This window comes from Rhodococcus sp. NPDC080181 (genome assembly GCF_040702225.1).
In the GTDB taxonomy this organism is placed as follows: domain Bacteria; phylum Actinomycetota; class Actinomycetes; order Mycobacteriales; family Mycobacteriaceae; genus Rhodococcoides; species Rhodococcoides fascians.
In genome coordinates, this window is record NZ_JBFBKN010000002.1 from 191,877 (window position 1) to 208,252 (window position 16,376).

A 16,376-nucleotide genomic window follows, 5' to 3' on the forward strand; every position below is an offset into this window, starting at 1 on the left:
CGGTGCTGCCGGAAGTCGAGGCCCCTGCCTTCACAGGGTGTTGACGATATCGTCACTCATGGCACGGTCGTACGTCAAGGCTTTTTGACGAATTCGTCATACTTGATTCGCGATAGGCTGCGCTCACTGACCCACAGAGCAGGAGCAGATCGTGACCGAAGGCAACCGCGTCGAGCGCCGCAAGGCACGCACCAGAGCCGCGCTGATCCAGGCCGCCCAAGGGTTACTCGCCAACGGGAACACCAACGCACCCGTGCTCGAAATAACGCAGGCCGCCGACGTCAGCAACGGCTCGTTCTACAACTACTTCGAGAGCAAAGAAGAACTGTGGCAGGCCGCCATCGACGCCGCTCTCGAGTCCGTCGGCGACTACCTCGATTCGCTCACCGTCGGTTTCGAGGACCCGGTCGAGAAATTCACCCAATCGTTCAGACTGTCCGGGCGCCTGTTCCGCCTCGAACCGCAACTGAGCCGCGTCCTGCTCAACTCCGAGGCCGCCGCATTCGCCGCGGCCGGTGGCCTGGCACCACGGTCGCGTCGCGATATCGAATCGGCCGCAGCGCAAGGGAGATTCGACGTCGACGACCCGGATCTCGCCCTCGCGATCGTCGCCGGTTCGCTGCTCTCCATGGGCCGTCTGCTCCTCGCACAGCCCGACCGCGACGAAGCGGCGACGGTCGACGGCACCACCGAGCGAGTGCTCCGCGCACTCGGAATTTCGACCGACGAGGCACGCACACTGTGCAGCAGTCCACTACCGGCGTCCTACAGCGGCGACGTCCACGCGGCCGTCGTCCCCACTGCGTCGCACTGAGCCCCCCTGGGTTTGCCGTCAACCCCTCTGATGTCGGGGTGGGCCGTGCACGGCTACCGGGGCCGGAACGGCCCGAGCTACCGGCTCGATCTTCCGACTCCCCCCGCCGGTGTCGATGTCGAGAAAATGCTGGAGTTCGTCGTAAATCGGAGTGTCCGTCATGGGCCTTGACCTTCTCGACCTTCGGAGATGCAGATCGTTCGGCTTCGCTGAACCATTGATGGTGCTCGGTGGACCGTGTGACCCCGACACTACGGCCCTTCGGCATCCTGCCATCGGCCGACGGAATCGACCATCCGAGCCGCCAACACGGCAACTCGCGTGTTCTCTCGCTGCGATTGCTGCACCAACGCGGCGAACGCGGCTTCGGGAGTGATCGACTGCGTTGCCATCAGGATGCCCTTGGCCTGCTCGATGGTCGCCCTGGTCGCCATCGCCGCACGAAGACCGACGACTTCCTGCTTCGCCTCCACCGTGTGCCGGGAATTCCATACTGCCGCTTCGACCGACGTGACGAACATCTTCACCACCACTTCGTCGATATCGTTGAAGCCACCGGCATCGAAGCCGTAGATGTTGAGCGAGCCTGCATGCTCGGAGTCGACTGCCAGCGGTGCCGACAGGTAACTCTGCACTCCGATGTCTGCTGCTGCGGCTGCGAATGCGGGCCAGCGAGTGGTGATCTCGTCGACTCGGACGCACACCAACCGATCGTGGCGCGCCGCTTCGAGGCACGGACCCTCGTCCGCGCGGTACTGATCGGCATCGATATCGACCACGCGCGCGTCCGAGAATGCAGCGGTGGCGGGATTCTCCGAATCATGATGCAGCAGGGTCACTCCCGCCATATCTGCCCCGGGAATTGCCACGACGGCCTGCTCGCACAGGCCCTGCAGCACAGTCTCGAATCGGCTGTGCTCGAACAATATTCCGCGGAACACGTCGAGCGCCTCGAAGGTGTCTTCCGCGAAATACGTCGTCGCACCCGGCATGTGTGATTGCCTCGGGAGTGCCGCCGCGATCTGCTCGTCGAACGCGGCTGCGGCCGCTCTCTCGGCAGCCGAATCATCCGGCGTTTCCTCGGATGTCCGATCGGTCACGTGGTCCCGCCCCCATACGATGCGGCCATCACACCCTTCGCCGTGAACGAGCAACCTACGGCGTTGGCCCTCGCCGAATGTTACAACCGTACGCCCGCTGTCAATCGGAACTGGATGATCCGGACACCGTATTGATCTATTGACTTTCGATAGATTCCTGTCGATACTCGCTATATGCTGAGTGGATATCGAGTGGTAGTCCTGTTACTTCGCCTGTTTCTCGCCGCGTTGTTCGCGGTGCTGGTGCTCATGCAGGTCATGTCGCTGCCCGGGCAGTTCGCCCACATGGCTCAGGAATCTCCCGAATCCGCGTACCTGCAGTGGCCGTTGACCATCGTGTCCATCTTCTGGGTGCTGTGCATTCAAGTGGTCGTGGTCGCGACGTGGAAGCTGCTGACGATGGTGAACCGCAATGCCATCTTCACCCGCGCCTCGTTGGTGTGGGTCGACACGATCACGTGGTCGATCGTCGCGGCCTGGGTGGTGCTGGTCGGCGTCTTTCTCTACGTCGGATTCGGAGCCGACGACCCAGGCCTGCCGCTACTGCTCTTCCTGCTCGTCGTCATCGTCGCCGTCGCCGCACTGTTGATGGTCGTCATGAGGACACTGCTCAGTCAGGCCACGGAACTGCGCAGCGACATGGACGCGGTCATCTGATGGCCATCGTGGTGCGCATCGATGTTCAGTTGGCCAGGCGGAAGATGAGCGTCGGCGAGTTTGCCGAACGCGTCGGCCTGACGCCTGCCAACATCGCAGTCCTCAAGAACGGACGGGCCAAAGCAGTACGACTGAGCACCCTCGACGCCATGTGCCGGGTGCTGCACTGCCAACCCGGAGACCTCCTGGAATGGGTGGACGAATGAGCACCCGCGGCACTACTGTCCGGTGACATCCAGAGCGGCACCGACGATCGAATCGGTGTCGATGTGATGATGCTTGTACACCTCGTCCAGAGAGCCCACCTGACCGAAGTTGCTGACGCCCAACGACGTCGACGCCACGCGGTTCACCGTGGCCAGGAACGCCAGCGTGTGCGGATGGCCGTCGAGGACGGTCACCATCGGTGTCGCCCGATCGGCCGGCAACAGCTGATCGAGAATCCACGACTCCGCGTCGCCGTGTCCCTGTCGAGCCTGGACGGCTCGATAGAGCTGGCCCGGACTTGTGATGCACAGGACGTCCGCGAGAATGCCGATGCGCTCCAAACGTGCTGCGGCGTCGAGAGCTTCGGGCATGAGCGCACCCATCGCTGCGATCGTGACGGTGGCACCGTCTCGTCGCACGAGCGGGTAGCCGCCGGCCACCACCTGCTTGCGCCTGCGTTCGCGGGCCGCCGGATCGCTGGGCACGTCGGCCAACGTCTGATCGACCGGACGGGTCGACAGGCGCAGGTACGCCGAGGTGCCGTCGGGACGACCCAACTTGGCGATACTGGCGAGCAACGTCCACTCCACGTCGATGGCGAACGCCGGCTCGTACGAGATGCACCCGGGCTGCTCCAGACCGATCGATGGAGTCTTGATCGACTGGTGCGCACCACCTTCCGCGGCCAACGTGACACCCGATGGCGTACCGACCAGAATCGACTGACCGCCCGCGTAGATGCCGTACGACCACGGCTCGAGGGCGCGTTCGACGAACGGGTCGTACATCACCCCGATGGGGAACAGCGGCTCCCCCCACCGACTCCACGTTGCACCCAGCTCGCCCATCAATCCGACCAGATTGGTCTCTGCGATACCGAGTTCCATGTGTTGACCGGTAGGCCCCTCACGCCAGTGCATGATGGTTTCGGCATCGTCACCGAACCAGTCGTGCCGCTCCGACGACGACCAGACACCGACCTTGTTGACCCAACCGCCGAGATTGGTGGTGGAGCTGACGTCGGGACTGACCGTCACGACACGGCGCGCCGCATCCGGGGCCTCACGTGTCAGGTCGATCAGGGTGCGGCCGAGCGCGGCCTGCGTCGTGGCAGTGCCCTTGGGAGTACGGCCGATGTCGGCAGGAACTGCAGGCGGTGCCGAGACGGGCACCGGCTCGCGGCGCAGCCGTTCGGCGACATCGACGCACAACTGCCCGGCAGCTGTGGCGTCGTCGAAGCGGCCCCACGGCGAACCGACGTCGGTGCCGAGAGTGTCTGCCAGAGCTGCATATTCGTCGACAGTCAGCAGAGACGAGTGGTTCTGCGGATGCCCCTGAGTGGGGAGGCCGAATCCTTTGACCGTGTAGGCGATGATCACCGTGGGCCGGGTGTCGTCGATCTGCGCGTAGGCTTCGCGCAGCGCGTCGAGATCATGGCCGCCGAGATTGCGAATCGACTCGGTGAGAATCAGATCGTCGAGGTCTCCGATAAGCGCGGCGATCGCTGCGGCATCGGACCCGTTGCCGGGCAGCCGATCACGCAATTCGGACGCCGAGCACCGCAACAGCCGCTGATACTCGGGATTGGGCATGTCGAGGATGCGACGCCGCAAGGCGTCGCCCCCGGTACGCGCGAAGAGGTTCTCGAGCAACCGACCGAACCGCACGGTGATGACCTGCCAGCCTGCCGCGTCGAACATCTTCTCGAGGCGACGCGCGGCGATGTTCGGCACCACCCGGTCGAGGGACTGACGGTTCAGGTCGACGATCCAGACGATCTCGCCCAACTCACCGATGCCCGGATCGATGACGGCTTCCCACACGGCACCCTCGTCGAGCTCGGCGTCTCCGACGAGCGAATACTGCCGTCCGCGAAACCCACTCGGGGTGTCTGCGGAAAATGCGGAGTCGACGAAGCGGCGCGACATTGCGCCCCAAATAGGTGCCGTCGCACCGATACCCACCGACCCCGTCGAGTAGTCGACGGTATCGGGATCCTTGGCGCGCGACGGGTAGGACTGCAGCCCACCGTACGAGCGCAGCGTCGTCAAATACTTCTCGTCCAGCTCACCGAGAAGGTAGTTGATGGCGTGCAGCACCGGCGACGCGTGCGGCTTGACCGATACTCGGTCGCCCGCTTCGAGCTGCTCGAACCACAGCGAGGTCATGATGGTGACCATCGACGCGCACGACGCCTGATGACCGCCCACCTTGAGACCCGTCGGATTGGGCCGGATTCGGTTGGCGTGGTGGATCATCGACGTCGACAGCCACAGCACCCGCTCGGAAATGTCGTGCAGGGTTTCGCGCCCCCCGGTGACCGAATCACCGTCGGTCGAGTTGCCGGTGGTCGAGCTGAGGCTGGTCATGGCGAGCACTCCTGAAATAGGCGACGAAAGATTGCATCGAGTGGACGTGGCGGGACCGGATGGGTCCCGTCACTCCATGAGGCAAGCGTTCGGATTGCGAAGCGCCGAGTCAGTCGCGTCTGTGATGCAACCGGCGTCAGTCGACCAGAACCCGGCGGGCTGCGCAATAGAAGTCATCGACATTGAGCAATCTGCGCAATTTTCGGAATCAGCCTTTGCCGTTTCTGGTCGACCTGATCACCGCGGCCCGGCACCTCGGCGAGTCGCGGAATCGATGACAGCTTCGAATGCGTCGACGATCAGCGCGACCGACTCGTCCAGATCGAGATCCGCCGTCTCGAAGAAGGCATCGGCGGTTCGATCGAGAAAGCCGGTCCACCCTGAAATCGCAACAGCGACCAGCGGCGGCAACGGATCCGGAAGTTCGGCCAGGGCCGCGACCTGACGCTCACCCTCGGCGCGAGCCTGCCGGAGGGCGCTCTCGACGCCTGCCTCACCGAATTCCTCCTCCCGCACCACGCGCAAGTAGAGCGCTCGGTGATCCCGCAGAAACTCGATGTGCCGTCGGACGAATCCTTCCAGCCGCGCTCGGACGGTCCGCTCTTCGGACTGCGGCCCCTGCGCGTCGGACAACTTGCCCAGAACGTCGGCCAGCGCAGCCTGCACCAGGCCCTGCTTGTCGGTGAAGTAGTAGAAGAGCAACCCGTGCGCCACACCCGCTCTGCGCGAGATCGCCGCCGCACTGATGTCTGCGCTGGCACCTTCGGAGATCATCTCGATCGCGGCGTCGATCAACGCCTGACGGCGATCGCGACGTGGGCGGGCGCGCCGCGACTGCTCTGCATCGTCGACGTCGTTCGAGGGCACCGTCCGAGACTAATGCAGATCGAGTCGGCATTTGCGTCGACCTCTTGCGTTATGTGCAGATCATCTGCAATATGTGCGAGAGAGCCGGGACTGCCGCGCTCCCCATCGAGGAGGTCCGATGATCACAGTGACCAGTGCCGCAGGCGGGATCGGACGGTTGCTCGTCCGGCAGCTGACCGCGCAGAAGATGCCCGTCCGCGCTGTCGTGAAGAACGACAGTCAGGCTGCGACCACCCGTCGAGACGGGGCAGCCGAGGTCGTCGTGGGCGATCTGCGGTCGTCCGACACGCTCGACAGAGCCCTGGCCGGAGCCGACGTGCTCTATCACGCGGCACCGACCCAGGTCATCGACGAGAGACCGATCATCGAGCACCTGATCGCAACGACTCCGGCAAGTGGGTTGCAGCACATCGTGTTTCACTCCGTGATCCATCCGGACCTGCATCAGCTGACACACCACCACCAGAAGGACATCGCCGAGGGCCTGCTCCGCGACAGCGGAATCCCCACCACGGTGCTCAGGCCGTCGCACTACATGCAGAACTACTTGGAAGTGTGGGAGTTCCTGCAGGCGGGCGTCATGCCGTACCCGGTGTCGCCGGACAGTGTGATGGGTGTCGTCGATCTCGCCGACGTCGCCGAGGCCGCGGCGAACGTACTGATCGACCCGTCGCCGCACACCGGCCGCACCTACGACCTGTCCGCGGTCGAACTCACCCGACACCAGATGGCCGAGATCTGGTCACGCGTGCTGGGGCATCCGGTGACCGCCATCCGAATCCCGCCCTCGTCGCTGACGAATACCCTCGATGTGGTGCCTGCACTTCCTGCCGTCATCGGTCACGCCGTGCGATCGACGAAGCTGCGTTCGCTCGGACATATCGTTCGCGGCGCGCAGGCCGCGTCGAATCCCCGCGATATGAAGAACTGGCCGGAAGACGCACGTCAGGCGTATCGCACGATGATGACCCATTACGACGGCCACGGTCTGCCCGCGGGAGACCTGACGGTTCTTCCGACCCTGCTCGGACGAGCACCCACCTCGTACGAGGAGTTCGCCCGGCGCTCGGCCGCTGAGCTCGGGCGCTCGGACCGATGAGCCGCAGGGCTTTTCGCTACAGTCCGGGCCGCTCGCTGGTCACCGGCGCGAGTTCCGGAATAGGCGCCGAGTTCGCGCGCGTGCTGGCCGCCCGCGGCTCCGATCTGGTGCTCGTCGCCCGACGGGAAGATCGTCTGACAGCGCTGGCGGACGAGGTCGAATCGACCTACGGTGTGCGCTGCCGAACAGTGCCCTGGGACCTGTCGGAGGAGGCCAGTGGTCGGCGGCTCCGCGCCATCGTTCCCGAGCGCATCGACCTCATCGTCAACAACGCAGGATTTGCGGTCCAGGGACCGTTCGTCGACGGCGACGCCGACGATTTCGAGCGGCTCGTCGCCGTCGACATCCGCGCGGTCGTGGACATCTGCTCGGCGTTCCTGCCGGGCATGATCGCCCGCACAGCAGGCACCATCGTCAATGTAGCCAGCACGACGGCATTCCAACCTGTCCCGACTCTTGCCGTGTATGCGGCCGCGAAAGCCTTCGTGCTGAGCTTCAGCCAGTCGCTGTGGTACGAAGCAGCGCAACACGGAGTCAGAGTGTTCGCACTCAACCCCGGCCCCACCCACACCGAATTCTTCGACGTCATAGGCGATTCGGCCACAGCCACCGGTACCTACCAGACACCGGCCGACGTCGTCGCCACCGCCATGAAGGAACTCGACGCCAAACGATCACGGCCACATGTTATTTCGGGTCGCCGCAATGCTCTGCAGGCGGCGATGGCGGGTATCGTCCCCGCACGAGTTCTACTCCCGGCCCTCGCACGAATGCTGCACTAGACTGTCACGATCATGGCCAGGGTCTCGAGATTCACACTCGCCGATCGCCGAGAGGCGGTGGCACGGGCATTCGGGGGTTCCGAAAGCCCGACAGCCGTGGCCACGGACTTGGGCATCCACACCACCACGCTGTACCGCTGGGCCGGGTCGTCGACCACTGACGAACCCGGGCCCGCACCGACACGCCTCATCGAGGCCACCCAGGAGCTGCTTCGGCACGCCGACTATGCAGACATCACGATCGAAAGTGTCGCTGCGCAATGCGGTCTGGCCCCCAGAACTGCCTTCCACCACTTCCCCAACAAACGCCAACTCTTTCAAGCCGCCGTCGACGACGCCGCCACCGTTCTGATCGAACGCATCCGTGAACGGTCCGCGGACGCCGGCTGGCCGAGCACCCCACTCGAGCAGCTGCAGACATTTCTGCGAATAGCTGCCGAGAGCATCTACGAGACACCGCGCACGCACGTGCTGTTCCGCAATCTCGGAGTCCCGAAATCCGAAGGCACAGCGGAGCGTTGGCACGACAGCTTCGTCGATGCCATCACCGAACTACTCCGCGCCGCTGCCGAAGCAGGGCAGATCGACAGTGCCACAGACCTCCCTGCCTCAGCCCGACTGCTCACGGGTGCCATGCGCGGCATCCACACAGCGGTGTTCGACGGTGCCGACGCCGACACGGCTCTGACCCTCGTCGGCCGCGTTCACCTTCTGATCCCGCCTGCGCGGCGCGACGCGACCGACTACGACGTCACTGTCGACCCTGACGCAGCGCAGCGGTGACCGACGCGAACATGGTCGTCTTGATGGCTCCGATGGTGGCTTTGTCCTTACCGGCAATTGCCGAGAGCCGCTCCAGCGCAGCATCGATCACCGAGTCCTCGGCCGCTACGCCGTCGACAAGACCTGCAGTGAGGGCCTCCGCGCTCCCGTACCGATGTCCCGTGGTCATTGCGACCATGGCCGTCTGCGGAGAGAGCTTCGCCTGAATCAGAGCGGACATGCCGGGAGTGAAAGGGATGTTGATATCCGCTTCCGGAAAGCAGTAGTAGCCACGATCCTCGCGCATGAAGCGGTAGTCATGGGCAATGGCGAACATCGCTCCGGCACCGAAACTGTGCCCGTTGACCGCCGCGGCGGTGGGTATCGAAAACGTGAGCATTCGGGCGAACAGCGTCTGCACTCGATCGACGTACCAATCGGCGCGATCACCATGGGCCATCAGCCAGTCGAGGTCCAGTCCGTTGGAGTAGAACTTGCCCGCTCCTACCGTGATCAGCCCGCGCGCCGACCGCTCTATCTGGTCCAAGTGGGCGTCGACCACATCGAGCCAGTCCGGTGAGAATCGATTCTCGTCCGAGCCGAGCGTCAAAATCGCTATGTCACTGCGAATTTCTAGCGTAGGAGTCATCGTGAGCTACCTTTCGAGGGTGCCGAGGCTATGAAGACCTCGGCGGTGGAGGGGGCGGAGGAAGAGTGAGGACGCCGCGCACGGCGGCAGCGAGTCGTTCGCGCACCGATGCGTCTGGCGCACGGCGACCCCGCAGGAGCAACGCGGCAGGGAGCTCGACGGTGCAATCCTTGATCACGGCTACGGCCGTGCGATCCGCTCGGTTCCACATCTCGGTCGACAACCGCACGAACAACTCGACGAGCGTCGAATCGAGCATACGAAGGTCGTCGGCAAGCGCGTCCGGAATATCGTTCGAGCCCAACAACTCTCGACGCGACACAATCATGAGAAACTGTCCGGCCGTCGGATGATCGAGTAGAAAGCGCGCCGGCGCATCCGCAGCAGCCACTATTGCGTCCACCGCGGTGCCCGTCGCCAATGCGTCGTCCACGGACCCTCGCTGCACGGTGAGCATGCGCTGCGCGCCGCGCAACCACACTCGGCCGAGGAGTCCGGCCCGCGACCCGAACGCGTGGTAGATCGCCCCGTTGGACACCGAGGTCAGCTCAGACAACGCGCGAATGGTGACCGCGGCCGGGCCCGACTCGACGGCCAACGCCTCGGCCACATCCAGTAGGTGGTCGAGATCGTGCACGCGTGGGCGGGGCATGACGTGACCGTAACAGAGCAATTGCTCTGTTACAACGACACGCTCGGCACCGCACCCATTCCAGATTTTCGACTGACCATCAGTCAATTTATTGACTGACAGTCAAACTGCACTTAATCTGGATCACACTCCGATCGCGACGAAAGGTCGATTCATGAGCGCAACGCACGATGCACCGCCGATCGAGACGCAACGGGTCGCTCCCGACTACATCGCGCATTGGGTCGTCAAATCTGCGCGAACCGAGGAGATGGTGCGCTGGTACGGCACGGTGTTCGGGGCCGAGATCGCCTACCAGGACGACGAGATCACGTTCTTGACCTGGGACGACGAGTCGCATCGACTCGCGGTCATCGCCGTGCCCAAGCCGGTGAAGTTCCTGTTCCCCTTCGCCAAGCTGCGCCGCAAGGCCTACGGCATCGATCACATCGCCCTGACGTTCCGATCGCTGGAACGACTGCTGGAGAACTACGTGCGGCTCAAGCGCCAGGGCATCCTTCCGGTGTGGTCCATCAACCACGGGCCGACGATCTCGCTGTACTACGAGGACCCGGACGGTATTCGGCTCGAGTTCCAGGTGGAGAACTTCGACCCCGATCACACCGCGGCCTTCTTCTTCACCGAGGAATTCGCGCGCAATCCCATCGGCGTCAACATCGACCCCGACTACCTCCTCAGCCGACTCCGCAACGGAGCGACCCACGAGGAACTGCGGCAGCGTGAGGCCGGAACCAGGCCCGGCCGGCCGGTGATCGCCAACAAGAAGACCATCACACCGAAAACTTTGTGACCGAAGGCTAGGGGGGATCGAAAGCTATGCCCATCAACATCATTCGAACCACGGGCGGCTGGTGGCGTCTCGACGGCGACCAGGCCGTCAGGATCGACACCGCTGCGCAGACCACCCGTGAGCTACTGGGTGATCGCGCGGCCATCGAGGCGGCATCGGGGGTCGGGACGAACGTCGCCGAGCTCCGGCTCGTCTCACCCATCACCGCACCCTGCCGAGTGGTGGCGCAGTTGCTGAACTACCGATCCCATGCGATCGACGCCGGTTCGGACCCGAAGACCCTGCAGCCGACGTTCTTTCGTAAATCGTCCGCGTCGATCAGTGGCCCGAACGATCCCATTCGGCAACCGCCGGAGGTAGCCCTGCTGGACTACGAGATCGAGCTGGGTGTGGTGGTCGGTGCCGATATCCCCATCGGGACAACCGTCACCGACGACAACCTCGCGTCCTATGTGGCGGGCTTCGTCGTGGCCAACGACGTGTCGGCTCGGGAGATCCAGTTGACGAAAGTGCAGGTGTACGAGAGCAAGTCGTATCCCACCTTCACTCCACTCGGCCCTCGGCTGGTGCTGCTCGACAACGACGAGCTTCGACGACTGCCCGAGCTACGGATGACGTTGGCGGTCAACGGGGAAATCCGTCAGGACCAGACCATCGGCGACGACCTCATCACTCCTCCCGCCGAGGCCTTCACCAGACTGGCCCGCTTTCAGAACATGACCGCAGGCGATGTCCTGCTCACCGGAACTCCGATCGGTACGGCAATCTCCGCGCCGCCCAAAGCGATCCAGAAGATCGGTGAACTCATCCCGCCTGCGCTGAAGTGGAAGTTCTTCTTCGCACGCCAAGCCAAGAATCCGAAGTACCTCTCGGTCGACGACGTCGTCACTGCCACCATTCGCACTCCGGACGGGTCGATCGACCTGGGAACCCAGGAAACCGTCGTCCGATGAGCACTCCCGTCGTCATCATCGGTGCCGGCCCGGCGGGTACCACTGCAGCGCTTCTGCTGGCGCGCAGGGGCATTCGAACGGTATTGCTGGAGCGTCGAACCAGTCCCTTGTTCCATCCGGCGGCTCACGTCATCAATGCTCGGACGCTGGAGATCTGGAACGAGTACAGCCCCGAACTGGCCAAGTCGATAGCGGCGATGTCGCCTCCGCACGAACAGGTCAATCTGATCAGCTGGTACGGCGACCTGGCCGGAGACGCGATCGGGTCGATCGATCTGCTGTCCGATCCCGAACGCAAAGCCATCGTGGAAAGCCAGAGCCCGTACATGGTGTCGCACATCGGCCAGCACATTCTGATGCCCGTGCTGTGGGACGCCGTGGACGCCGAACCGCTGATCGAATTTCGCCGCGGAGTCTCCGTCGAATCGGTCGAATCGAACTCCGGTGACGCGCGCATCGCCTTCCGCACCCTGACGGGTGACGTCGACGAACTCGGTGCGCCGTACGTCCTTGCCTGCGACGGTGCCAACAGCGCCACCCGCGACGCGGCCGGGATATCGCTGACCGGACCGGTACTGGCCAACATGGGCAGTGCGTTCTTCACGTCGAACACACTGTTTCCCGACGACGCGCGTCCGCTGTTGAGTTGGATCTACACCCCGGACCTGTGCGGAGTGCTCATCTCGCACGCGGATCACCGCTACATCCTGATGACGGCCTATCTGCACCCAGCGCAGGAGATCGCCAGGAACGGCCGCCGATTCTGGGAGAAGACGCTACCGAAGGCGTTGGGTACGAACGACTTCACGCTCGAATCGACGGGCACGTGGGTGATGACGTCTCAGACGGCCGACACCTTCCGCCACGATCGGCTGCTGTTGCTGGGCGATGCCGCTCACCGCTTTCCACACACCGGCGGCTTCGGGCTCAATTCCGGAGTGCAGGATGCCCACAACCTCGCGTGGAAGCTCGACGCTGTGCTCTCGGGTGCGGCCGGCCCGGAGCTACTGGACACCTACGACACCGAGCGCCGCCCCGTCGTGGAGAAATTCGCCGAACAAAGCGTGGCCAACCACTTCCGCATGGACGACATCGGCAAGCGGGTGGGGATCACCAATGCCATGCTGGCCAAGGCAACTCAAGCCATGGGCCGGGCACCCCTGAACAAGATCCCGGGCCGACTGATCGCACCCATCGCGGCCGCGGCAACCCGCAAGCAGATGAGCCGGTCCCGAAGCCTGCGCCCGGATGCCCCCGGGTCGACGGAACTGCGCGCCGAAATCGCGGCGGCGATTCCACTGCAATTGGAGCATTTCGTCTCCACCGGCCTGCAATTCGGCTACCTCTACGACAGTCCACTGATCGCCCAGGACGCGTCGACGAAACCCGTGGAAGATGTTGTCGATTACGTGCCCACCACGTACCCCGGTGCGCGATTGCCGCACGCGCTCGTCTCGGTCGACGGGCAACTCGTCTCGCCGCACGACGTGTTGGACCCGAACATGTTGACGCTGTTCACCTTCGACGGTTCCGCGTGGGAATCGGTGATTGCTGGTATGCGTGATGTACGCCCGGGTATGTCGCTCGTCGTACTGGACGCACCCGTCGGCGTCGATCGCAACGAACTGATATCGCTGTACGAGGTAGGTGAGTCCGGAGCAGTACTCGTCCGACCCGACGGTCACGTCGCCTGGCGTACCAACGATTCGGGGAGTTCGCTGTCCGACTTCCTCGAAACGCACTGGAGGAAGTACTACGCCGCCTGACGGACCGTCGACCGCCGTGATCGGAGCCTGATTCCCACCGTCACGACGGCGACGATCACTGCGGCAGATACTGCCGTCCATCCGACCATGGCGTTCGTCAGCTCGCCGCCGAGGCGCCCCTGTGCCAGCCATCCCAGTCCCCACACGATGGCGAACATCGGAGCGATCGCTCCGTTCGAGTAACGCGCCAGAGTCACCCCGACCATTGCTGCGACGGCCAGTACAACGACCGCCCAGACCGTCGCGCCACCGGTGACTCCGAGATCGACCAGCCACGCCGAGATGTTCGCGATGGTGGCCACGCACACCCACCCGAGATAGAGACCCATCGTGCCGTCGGTGATCACCGCGTCGACCACGGATTCCGGGCGCTGCTGTTGCAGGTGAACGAAGACGCGCACGAGAGCGGCCAACAGCGCGACGATGACCACCACGCTGAGCCACACCTGCCCGAACTGAATCGCGAGAATCCACGCCGGATTGAGCAACATCGACGCGATGACCGGTGCCCGCAAGGCGTCGTGACGTCCAGTTCGACCGGGTAGGAACTGCCAGACGGCATAGACGACGAGACCGGTGTAGATCACCGACCAGATTGAGAACGCGGGACCAGCGGGAGCCACCAGCGTCGACGTCGCACCGAGCGCCCCGCCGGCCGCCTCGGCAATGGGCGTCCCTACCCACGCGCCGGAGCCGAGAAACGACACCACAACCGCAACGACCGCACTGACAACGACGCCAATCCTCATGGCTGCGATAGTCCCCGAAAAACAGAAGCGACAAACCCTGAACTGCAATGCCGCTACGTTGTGCTGATGACATGGCGATGGACGGTGGGACTGATGCTCGTCGCCATCACCGCGGTCACCTGTGCGTCGCCGGCGTCGCTGAATCCCCACCGGGTCGTCGCCGAAATCGGATCTGCAGAGGCATTTCGGTGCGACCGAGGGCCCCAGATAGACGAGCCGCGGCCGAGATTCCCTCGGCCCACACCTGGGACGGTGCCGGACGATTTCGTTCCAGTCGCCGCGATCGTCTGCGACCAAATCGACGAGGGGGTCGCCCCCGACACCGTGCCCTACCGCGAGCACAGATACGAAGGTGACCTCACCGAGGTGATCCGCCTACTCAACGCGCCGTCCGAAAGCACGCTGATCCGCGGCTATTGCCCGACATACAGCGTCGTCGAGCCGCCGCAGATATGGCTCGTCGACAACCGAGGGCGCGCAATGGAACCGACTCTCCCTACTGGGGAATGCGGGCTGCTGAATTACAGCGCCATCGCCGAAATTCGGGCACTCGATATGGTTACCGAATTCGAACACGACGTATCGGTGATCAGCTACGACCGGCAACGAGTCTCGAGCTGCTCCCCTCACTACTCCGAGGTTCTCCTCGGCAGTGAGCGCGCAGCGGGTCTGACCATCGGCTACACGTACTGCTTGTTCTCCGGCACCGAATTCACCGGAGTCACCGGCGAGATCGGGATATCGATCGAAGACTTGGCACCCGCCGGGCCCTGCACGATGTCTGCGACGCGGACGGCGGTGACGACATATGCTGCTGGATGGCCGTCGAACATTCGCAATTTCACCATCGAACTCGACGGATGCCGTCGCGCCATTCCCGACGGGTATGCGCCGCTGCAGGCGACCGACGAGTTGTTGGCTGCGTTCTGGTAGACACGCGATATGCCCGCATCCATTGCCCTGCCGTCTCGCCGAGTCTTCGCAATTGCGTGCGGGCTCACGCTGCTGACGGCCGTCGGATGCAGTTCGTCGCCCGCTGGACCCGACTCGCCCGCGCCCGCAAGTACGTCTCTAGCACAGTCGCAGTACGAGCTGACGGGCACTGCGGGGACGCTGCTCGAATCGGAGGATTTCGGGTCCCGGTCGGCCAGGCTCACTGCGACAGGTGCGACCGTCTATCGCTTCGTGTACGAATCGACATCCGGTGTCGATGATTCTGCGACGGCGGTCTCCGGCGTCGCCGCTGTTCCGCCCGGTACACCTCCGGCAAATGGATGGCCGATCGTCGTCTACGGCCACGGCACCACCGGCGTACAAGCCGACTGCGGGCCCTCCCTGTACCCCGACCTACTCGGATTGGACTCCACGGTCGAGGCTTTCACCGAACTCGGCTACGTCACGGTGCTACCCGACTATCAAGGACTCGGCAGCGGAGACGGCACCCACCCGTACCTGGAGCCGCGCACTGCGGGCCACAACATGATCGACGCGGCTCGCGCCGTCCACAACGGCCTGCCCGAGACCTCTGCTCGGTGGGCAGCCGTCGGACTGTCGCAGGGCGGGCAAGCAGCCTGGGCCGCAAACGAATTGAACTCCAGCTATGGGCAAGGGCTGGAACTGATCGCCTCGGTCTCACTGTCCCCGCCCACGGATCTGGCACCGCTTGCGCGTGCCGCCAGGGACGGCACCCTGACCACACCGCAGAAAGGGCTGCTGCCGTACCTGCTCTACGGGGCGCAACAGGTCGATCCCACCCTCGACCCTCGGGACTACAGCGGCACGGTCGCTCAGACCAACACAGAACTACTACTCGCGTGCCAGGGCACGAACACCGCAACCAAGGAGCGCGCTGTCAGCGAGATGGCACCGACGGAGTTCGCGCCGAGATCCCCCGAGGCAGAACAGAAGCTGTTCGATCTGATCGGCCGCTACACCCTCCCTCAGGTACGAACCACCGTGCCGATGTTCGTCGCCTACGGTGCGCGCGACGACATCGTGCTACCGCAGTGGACGGCCGACGCCGTCCGCGCAGCGTGTGCGCTCGGCGATCGGGTTGTCGCTCAGGAACAACCAGAGCAGGGACACAACGTGAGCGACGACTCGGCCATGCAATTCCTCGCCGCCGAATTCGCCGGTGCATCGGTTCCCAGCACGTGCTGA

Annotated in this window: 17 protein-coding genes; 11 read left to right on the forward strand and 6 right to left on the reverse strand. The window is 64.1% G+C overall.

The window, feature by feature from the left end; translation table 11 throughout:
* Positions 1 to 151: 151 nt before the first annotated feature.
* A complete protein-coding gene (locus AB0O58_RS03185) occupies positions 152 to 814 on the forward strand; it encodes a TetR/AcrR family transcriptional regulator (protein WP_032374898.1) in 663 nt (220 codons plus the stop codon).
* Between the two features lie 251 nt (positions 815 to 1,065).
* Here the strand turns inward: AB0O58_RS03185 and AB0O58_RS03190 are convergent, their stop codons facing one another.
* Entirely contained in the window at positions 1,066 to 1,914 is an 849-nt protein-coding gene (locus tag AB0O58_RS03190; RefSeq protein ID WP_288124330.1) for a GAF and ANTAR domain-containing protein, read from the reverse strand.
* A gap of 192 nt (positions 1,915 to 2,106) precedes the next feature.
* On the opposite strand from AB0O58_RS03190, the gene AB0O58_RS03195 reads away from it, so the two are divergent.
* A complete protein-coding gene (locus AB0O58_RS03195) occupies positions 2,107 to 2,571 on the forward strand; it encodes a DUF2975 domain-containing protein (protein ID WP_288124329.1) in 465 nt (154 codons plus the stop codon).
* A complete protein-coding gene (locus tag AB0O58_RS03200; RefSeq protein WP_032374896.1) occupies positions 2,571 to 2,777 on the forward strand; it encodes a helix-turn-helix transcriptional regulator in 207 nt (68 codons plus the stop codon). The genes AB0O58_RS03195 and AB0O58_RS03200 overlap by 1 nt, the downstream gene beginning before the upstream one ends.
* Positions 2,778 to 2,789: 12 nt before the next feature.
* Here the strand turns inward: AB0O58_RS03200 and AB0O58_RS03205 are convergent, their stop codons facing one another.
* The gene (locus AB0O58_RS03205) at positions 2,790 to 5,147 is read right to left on the reverse strand and encodes a pyruvate dehydrogenase (RefSeq protein ID WP_366237881.1); all 2,358 of its coding nucleotides are present in this window, start codon (positions 5,145 to 5,147) and stop codon (positions 2,790 to 2,792) included.
* A gap of 237 nt (positions 5,148 to 5,384) precedes the next feature.
* Positions 5,385 to 6,014, reverse strand: coding sequence for a TetR/AcrR family transcriptional regulator (locus AB0O58_RS03210; RefSeq protein ID WP_027495446.1), 630 nt, complete (start codon positions 6,012 to 6,014; stop codon positions 5,385 to 5,387).
* A 118-nt stretch (positions 6,015 to 6,132) separates the two neighbouring features.
* On the opposite strand from AB0O58_RS03210, the gene AB0O58_RS03215 reads away from it, so the two are divergent.
* Genes AB0O58_RS03215 through AB0O58_RS03225 form a run of 3 tightly spaced genes read left to right on the forward strand, consistent with a single transcriptional unit; the run spans position 6,133 to position 8,678 of the window.
* Entirely contained in the window at positions 6,133 to 7,113 is a 981-nt protein-coding gene (locus AB0O58_RS03215; RefSeq protein ID WP_222061716.1) for an NmrA family NAD(P)-binding protein, read from the forward strand.
* Positions 7,110 to 7,895 (forward strand): SDR family oxidoreductase, encoded by a 786-nt coding sequence (locus AB0O58_RS03220; protein WP_052063097.1) that lies wholly within the window; start codon positions 7,110 to 7,112, stop codon positions 7,893 to 7,895. Before AB0O58_RS03215 ends, AB0O58_RS03220 begins: the two co-directional genes overlap by 4 nt.
* A gap of 12 nt (positions 7,896 to 7,907) precedes the next feature.
* Positions 7,908 to 8,678, forward strand: coding sequence for a TetR family transcriptional regulator (locus AB0O58_RS03225; protein ID WP_366237882.1), 771 nt, complete (start codon positions 7,908 to 7,910; stop codon positions 8,676 to 8,678).
* On the opposite strand, the gene AB0O58_RS03230 is transcribed toward AB0O58_RS03225, so the two are convergent.
* On the reverse strand, positions 8,647 to 9,306 hold the full coding sequence (locus AB0O58_RS03230; RefSeq protein ID WP_222065336.1) for an enoyl-CoA hydratase/isomerase family protein: 660 nt from the start codon (positions 9,304 to 9,306) through the stop codon (positions 8,647 to 8,649). The genes AB0O58_RS03225 and AB0O58_RS03230 overlap by 32 nt on opposite strands.
* A 28-nt stretch (positions 9,307 to 9,334) precedes the next feature.
* Complete coding sequence (locus tag AB0O58_RS03235) at positions 9,335 to 9,958, reverse strand: TetR/AcrR family transcriptional regulator (protein WP_222098610.1); 624 nt, start codon at positions 9,956 to 9,958, stop codon at positions 9,335 to 9,337.
* A 154-nt stretch (positions 9,959 to 10,112) separates the two neighbouring features.
* On the opposite strand from AB0O58_RS03235, the gene AB0O58_RS03240 reads away from it, so the two are divergent.
* From AB0O58_RS03240 to AB0O58_RS03250, 3 genes are read left to right on the forward strand one after another with little or no spacing between them, the layout of a single operon-like run.
* Complete coding sequence (locus tag AB0O58_RS03240) at positions 10,113 to 10,748, forward strand: VOC family protein (protein ID WP_366237883.1); 636 nt, start codon at positions 10,113 to 10,115, stop codon at positions 10,746 to 10,748.
* Positions 10,749 to 10,774: 26 nt separating this feature from the next.
* Positions 10,775 to 11,701 (forward strand): fumarylacetoacetate hydrolase family protein, encoded by a 927-nt coding sequence (locus AB0O58_RS03245; RefSeq protein ID WP_366237884.1) that lies wholly within the window; start codon positions 10,775 to 10,777, stop codon positions 11,699 to 11,701.
* The gene (locus AB0O58_RS03250; protein WP_366237885.1) at positions 11,698 to 13,467 is read left to right on the forward strand and encodes an FAD-dependent monooxygenase; all 1,770 of its coding nucleotides are present in this window, start codon (positions 11,698 to 11,700) and stop codon (positions 13,465 to 13,467) included. The genes AB0O58_RS03245 and AB0O58_RS03250 overlap by 4 nt, the downstream gene beginning before the upstream one ends.
* Here the strand turns inward: AB0O58_RS03250 and AB0O58_RS03255 are convergent.
* Positions 13,455 to 14,216: a TspO/MBR family protein gene (locus tag AB0O58_RS03255; protein ID WP_366237886.1), complete on the reverse strand. Its 762-nt coding sequence runs from the start codon at positions 14,214 to 14,216 to the stop codon at positions 13,455 to 13,457. The genes AB0O58_RS03250 and AB0O58_RS03255 overlap by 13 nt on opposite strands.
* A gap of 66 nt (positions 14,217 to 14,282) precedes the next feature.
* Here AB0O58_RS03255 and AB0O58_RS03260 point away from each other — a divergent pair, with 66 nt between their 5' ends.
* Together AB0O58_RS03260 and AB0O58_RS03265 are read left to right on the forward strand one after the other, a co-directional pair.
* Entirely contained in the window at positions 14,283 to 15,149 is an 867-nt protein-coding gene (locus AB0O58_RS03260; RefSeq protein WP_366237887.1) for a hypothetical protein, read from the forward strand.
* A 9-nt stretch (positions 15,150 to 15,158) separates the two neighbouring features.
* Complete coding sequence (locus AB0O58_RS03265; protein WP_366237888.1) at positions 15,159 to 16,376, forward strand: lipase family protein; 1,218 nt, start codon at positions 15,159 to 15,161, stop codon at positions 16,374 to 16,376.